Origin of the sequence: Acinetobacter sp. YH12041, from assembly GCF_013419975.1 — a bacterium.
Classification (GTDB): domain Bacteria; phylum Pseudomonadota; class Gammaproteobacteria; order Pseudomonadales; family Moraxellaceae; genus Acinetobacter.
This window is the reverse complement of the sequence record NZ_VOZC01000043.1, coordinates 1-4,796: the sequence shown is the minus strand read 5'-3', so window position 1 is coordinate 4,796 and position 4,796 is coordinate 1. Positions and strand designations below refer to the sequence as shown.

Annotated in this window: 4 protein-coding genes and 1 pseudogene; 3 read left to right on the top strand and 2 right to left on the bottom strand. The window is 37.6% G+C overall.

Translation table 11 applies throughout. The annotated features are described in order from the left end of the window. Nucleotides 1–892: pseudogene (locus tag FTU00_RS15320) on the top strand (hypothetical protein); the annotation flags it as partial. Between the two features lie 17 nt (nucleotides 893–909). Here FTU00_RS15320 and repM read toward each other — a convergent pair. Further along, nucleotides 910–1,869, bottom strand: coding sequence for a replication initiation protein RepM (gene repM, locus FTU00_RS15315; protein WP_180179985.1), 960 nt, complete (start codon nucleotides 1,867–1,869; stop codon nucleotides 910–912). Between the two features lie 615 nt (nucleotides 1,870–2,484). Here repM and FTU00_RS15310 point away from each other — a divergent pair. After that, a complete protein-coding gene (locus FTU00_RS15310; protein ID WP_180179984.1) occupies nucleotides 2,485–3,018 on the top strand; it encodes a hypothetical protein in 534 nt (177 codons plus the stop codon). 69 nt (nucleotides 3,019–3,087) lie between these two features. On the opposite strand, the gene FTU00_RS15305 is transcribed toward FTU00_RS15310, so the two are convergent. After that, on the bottom strand, nucleotides 3,088–3,804 hold the full coding sequence (locus FTU00_RS15305) for a hypothetical protein (RefSeq protein ID WP_180179983.1): 717 nt from the start codon (nucleotides 3,802–3,804) through the stop codon (nucleotides 3,088–3,090). 223 nt (nucleotides 3,805–4,027) lie between these two features. Here FTU00_RS15305 and FTU00_RS15300 point away from each other — a divergent pair. Beyond that, on the top strand, nucleotides 4,028–4,796 hold a 769-nt coding region (locus FTU00_RS15300; RefSeq protein WP_180179982.1), incomplete at its 3' end, for a MobA/MobL family protein.

The following is a 4,796-nucleotide window of genomic DNA, read 5'->3' as shown; positions in this document are numbered from 1 at the left end:
ATACAATCGAAAATTCGGAACAAAGTTGGAGGATGTACCACAGATTCCTCGATGGAAATTACATTCATCTGACCCAATTACACAGCTAGAAGTTGAAGCGCAAAAGCAGACTATCATTGCGATCCGAGAAAAAAACAATCGACAAATTTACTCTAAAGAGTTTGAAGCAGAGCTTGAAAAAAGGCAAAAACTAGTAAGTGAAGCCGAGACCCGGAGAGCAGCTGAAGCAGCTCCCCTGGTCCCGGTCACTGCACCTGGCCCAAAACCGCAGATTAGTGCTAGTGCTGAAAGCGAAGCTTTCAGATTCAGTGACACGCTAGACGTTGAGAGACTTGAAAAAGCAGTGTCGTTTGATGAAAAGTTATTGCGTGTAATGCAGTCAGTACGTGACTTTGCAGACTATGACTCGACAAAAAACATCAAAGCGCAAGACGTGCGATATGGCTACTCACAGAACGCAGACAACAAAGTATTCGTTTTTAATGTTGCTGATGTGTCAGAAACACGCTTAAACGAGCGTTTTAAGCATAACTATACTGATTACTGTAGTCGTGTCTTGAATGCGCTAGAAACGCACTACGATGCGAAATTGAGAGCATTTGAAGAATCATTTTCCTTATCTATTTCAGATTTTGACCTAAAAAGTGTGGTTGCATACGATGAACAGCATCAAAAAATACTCAAACAGATCATAGAACCGATTGAACGCTTTTCGATGCAGACAAAAAACGAAGTTTTTTTGTCGCATCTTGATTCTTTAAAAAACAAAGAAAGCCTTATAAATTCGGTGCTTGAGCAAGCACAGCAGTATAAATCGAGTAACAAAAAAGAAGCAGTACAGACACCGCGAAATCAGCCAAGCAGAGATAATCAGAACCGCTTTGATTACTAACCCAATAAAAAAACGCCCTAATTAGGGCGTTTTGGTGGTTCATAACCATGCTCGATGAGCAACGGATAGAATGTCTTGAAGTGTTTTTCTTCGAGTAACATATCTGCTAGTGCTTTTCCGAAAACTTCATAATTTTCAGATGGTAACTCTTGAGTATATTCGCTCTGAACTCTCGGATCTCGTGCTAGTTTTGCGCCGAACATTGCTCTTTGAGCGTCTGATAGCTCGACAAACATATCACCTGTTTTTTGATCTCTTTGAGCTGTCTCAACTTTCTTCTGTTTTTTAGACACCTTGAAACTAAAACCAGTGATATTTCTGCCTGATTTTACTTGCTCATATTTTACTGTGAGATCCGTCTTTTTATTGATTTCATCAATGGCATTCTCAAGCACACGCTCTTTAAATTGATGCATTCTTGAATACTCATTAACACCAATGCCTAGTTGTTGTCTGAATTTCTCAATTTCAAAGACAGGTGTCTTTTTTGCTGTAATCCACTGAGACAGAATCTCATACATTCGAATTGAATATGTGCTTTTTAAAAGTGAAGTTTGTTCAAGTATATAACTTGTAAAAAACTGTTTTAAGCCATCAAGTCGCGTTGTTTCACGAACAACGACACGAGATAAACTAATCTCAATAGAGTTTTCTTTTGGTAAATATTTTACATCTTGCACCCATCTGCTTTTTATTAGCTCGCCATCGTCATCAACGATTGTAAATCGGCGGTCAAATAATCTGCTTTCAGCATCTCTCAAAGCATCATAAGCAGTCATTCGAGAAACATTAAATATGTTTGCATACTGATCACCGTGGAGACGCAATGGCGTGTCTTTGTCGAGTCCTAAGCCCGACTCCCTAGCTTCGACAATTGCTAGCTGGATAAGCCTGATTTCAGCAAGACTCAGCACTTGCAGAGCTTCAATTAACCGATTTGTTTTTACGACTCTATTCTCCACTTTTTGGGTTCTCATTTTGTGCCCATCTTATACTTTGCTAGCCCTTAAATTAATTCAAACACACCGAATTGTAAAGTGTTAAACACACACTTTTTTTTAATGTGTATATTCGCAGGTATTTGTGTGCATATTCGCAGGTATTTGTGTGCATATTCGCAGGTATTTGTGTGCATATTGCAGGTATTTGTGTGCATATAGACGCTGAAACAGTTGCTATCAAAGCATTTCAGAGCGCTTAAAAGTATTTTAAAAGCTTTAAAATCCTTAAAAGCCAAAACAAAAGCAAAAGCAAAGGCATTGAATTCGCTTTGCTCATTCTTTTTTAAGAGCAAAAGCATCAATACTTCGCTCGTAGACACTCGCTAATCACTATCTGCAGTAATTCAAAAGCAAATCAAAAGCAAAAGCGTAATCAGAGGGGGGAATAAGCAAATTTTGTTAGTTCGCTCGTAGACACTCGCTCTGTAAGATACTGTTATTGTTTAGATATTCTTAAAATCAAAAGCAAAAGCAAAAAGGCAAGTTGAAACAAAGAAGTTAGCATTATTATTTTTGCTTAAAAATGACATAAACTCATTGATTTTTAACATAAATGTTATAATAAAGACTCTAATAAAAATAGGATTGTGAATGGAAAATTTGAAACAGTTTGCTTTGAAAATTTTACAAATTGATGAGCCAATTTTTAACTCAATTGATCTTGAGAATAGTATAGATCACATCAAAAAATTATTGAAAAGTGATAGTCGTTTGAGTTTTTTGCTTGAGCGAGATTTAGTTAATTTTCAGTCTAGTGAAGTGCTTGAGCGTGAAGCATACATGCACTTGATATATCTGATTAATGATCATTTTATTGATGACGTTCAAACTCGAATGAATGCAACTTTTAAGCTGATTGATTTTGTAGCTTTGCGGTGGTTCGGATTTTTTAGTGACTTGCATACAAGTGATGAGAGCTTTTGCGAGATATGTCAGCGAGATGCAAACCAAAGACTTCTACCAGTTTTAGAGCCACATCGAAACTATCAAACAGTTGAGATCGGCGGTTTAAGATTGGTGAAAGTGCATATATGTGAGAAGTGTTATACAGCTCTGGAAAGTGCGAGCAGACATTATTCTGAGACTAAAAAAACGTATCAGCCGGATGATTCTTTGCCGTTTTGACACTGTTTTCAAGTAACTTGCATTCCCCGATTTGGGGAATGCAAAAGTCACTTAAAAATAGCGTCTTATCTATTTTTTGAAAGGATTACTTTCTTTCTCTTTTTCTTGCTCGACCTTATAGATTTTATTTCTGCATTCAGGACTTACATGGACTCTAAGTAATGGGTCTCTTTTTTGTAGATCACGTATGTAATTTCGCCCTACTTCAGCGTATTTGATTAGGTCGATTAGTTCATCATGAAATTCATTTGGTTTTATATTTTCATTATCCATTTTGAATAGTTCAATCAGAAGCCAACCCATTTGGTATTTCTGTGCGTTGATGAGTCCTTTTTGTCTGTCCGTTCTTTTCTTTTCGTCTTGATCTGTATTTAGTCCAGCCTGTAGTTTTTTGATGGCACGAGCAGTTTTATCTGCTGAAACTTTACTTTTAAGTCCACTTCGATAGTCAGTTAGGGCAGTTTGTAGTTCTTTATAAATATTTCGATTCTGTTCTAGCCCTGCAAGAATCAGAATGTTTTTCTCTGTTTCGTTTGGCTGTTTAAGTTGTTTAATTTGTTCAAGCGCACTTTCATTTAACCTGAACTGCCCTCGTGTTTTTTTTGCACGTCCTATTTGAATTAAGTCATTTTCATCAAGTTCAGAAGTCATTTTTGAAAGCAAAATTTCGAGTGTTCTTTCTTCTGCTAGAGTCCTAAATTTTTGCCCCCGAATGTATAAACATAGCTCAGATAAATCATGACGGAATTGCAAAGAATTTCGGTCTATCGGTTTTCTGCCTGCCATTAGTCCCTACCCTTGTTCGACTGTTTTTTGCGAATATTTTATCTATTATAACTATCTGATTCCGTTAAATATATCTATTATTTTCCTTTATAGGAAAATAATAGATATCTCGTTTCCGTGTCTTTTATTGACAATGCACCACTACGTGGTGCATTGTCAATAAAAGACACTACTCCTTCGCCCTTGCAGGGAGCAAAAGCACACAGCTTAAATTGGGGGAATTATGTTCTATTCGAATCTTAGGCACACCACAAAAAATGGCACTTTAACCACGAAAAGCGGAAAGCAAAAAAAAGCCCCGACCGCAAAAAATGGCTTTCACTACATCACTCGAACTGCACATTTTGCTCATCATAAACAAAATGAAAAAGTCGAATTTGTACTGTCGGGCAATATGCCCCAATGGGCGGAAAAACATCCCTCAAAATTTTGGGCTAGTGCTGATCAGCATGAAATTGAAAGAGGGCGTACTAGCTCAGCTTTCACTGTTGCTTTGCCGAATGGCTTAACTGCTTATCAACGAAAAGATCTTGCACTAGAGCTAATCCAAAAAATAGCAGGGGAAAATGGTCTTCCATTTACCTGTGCAATTCACACTCACAAAAGTGAAATTGATGGGGTAGAACAACCGCATTTACACCTGATGATTAGTGAGCGCAGTGTTACTTATGATGATTTTCCTCGACCACCTGAGCAATTTTTTAAGCAGTACCGCCCTAAAAACCCCGAAAATGGCGGAGCTAAAAAGCTCACCGCAGACGTACTGGGCTTCGGTAAAAACTACATTGAGCACATGAGAGAGTTGTCAGAAAACCTTATTAATAAACATTTGAGTGAACATGCTCCAACCAAAAAAATCATGATTGAAGGAGTTGAGATCGAAGTTCCTAGTTTCTTCAACCGCCTAAGCAATAATGAATACAATCGAAAATTCGGCACAAAGTTGGAGGATGTACCACAGATTCCTCGATGGAAATTACATTCATCTGACC

Bases quoted from the DNA above. Each gene is read 5' to 3' on its own strand.
- FTU00_RS15305 (WP_180179983.1), bottom strand. From the start codon at position 3,804: ATGGCAGGCAGAAAACCGATAGACCGAAATTCTTTGCAATTCCGTCAT.
- FTU00_RS15310 (WP_180179984.1), top strand. From the start codon at position 2,485: ATGGAAAATTTGAAACAGTTTGCTTTGAAAATTTTACAAATTGATGAG.
- repM (WP_180179985.1), bottom strand. From the start codon at position 1,869: ATGAGAACCCAAAAAGTGGAGAATAGAGTCGTAAAAACAAATCGGTTA.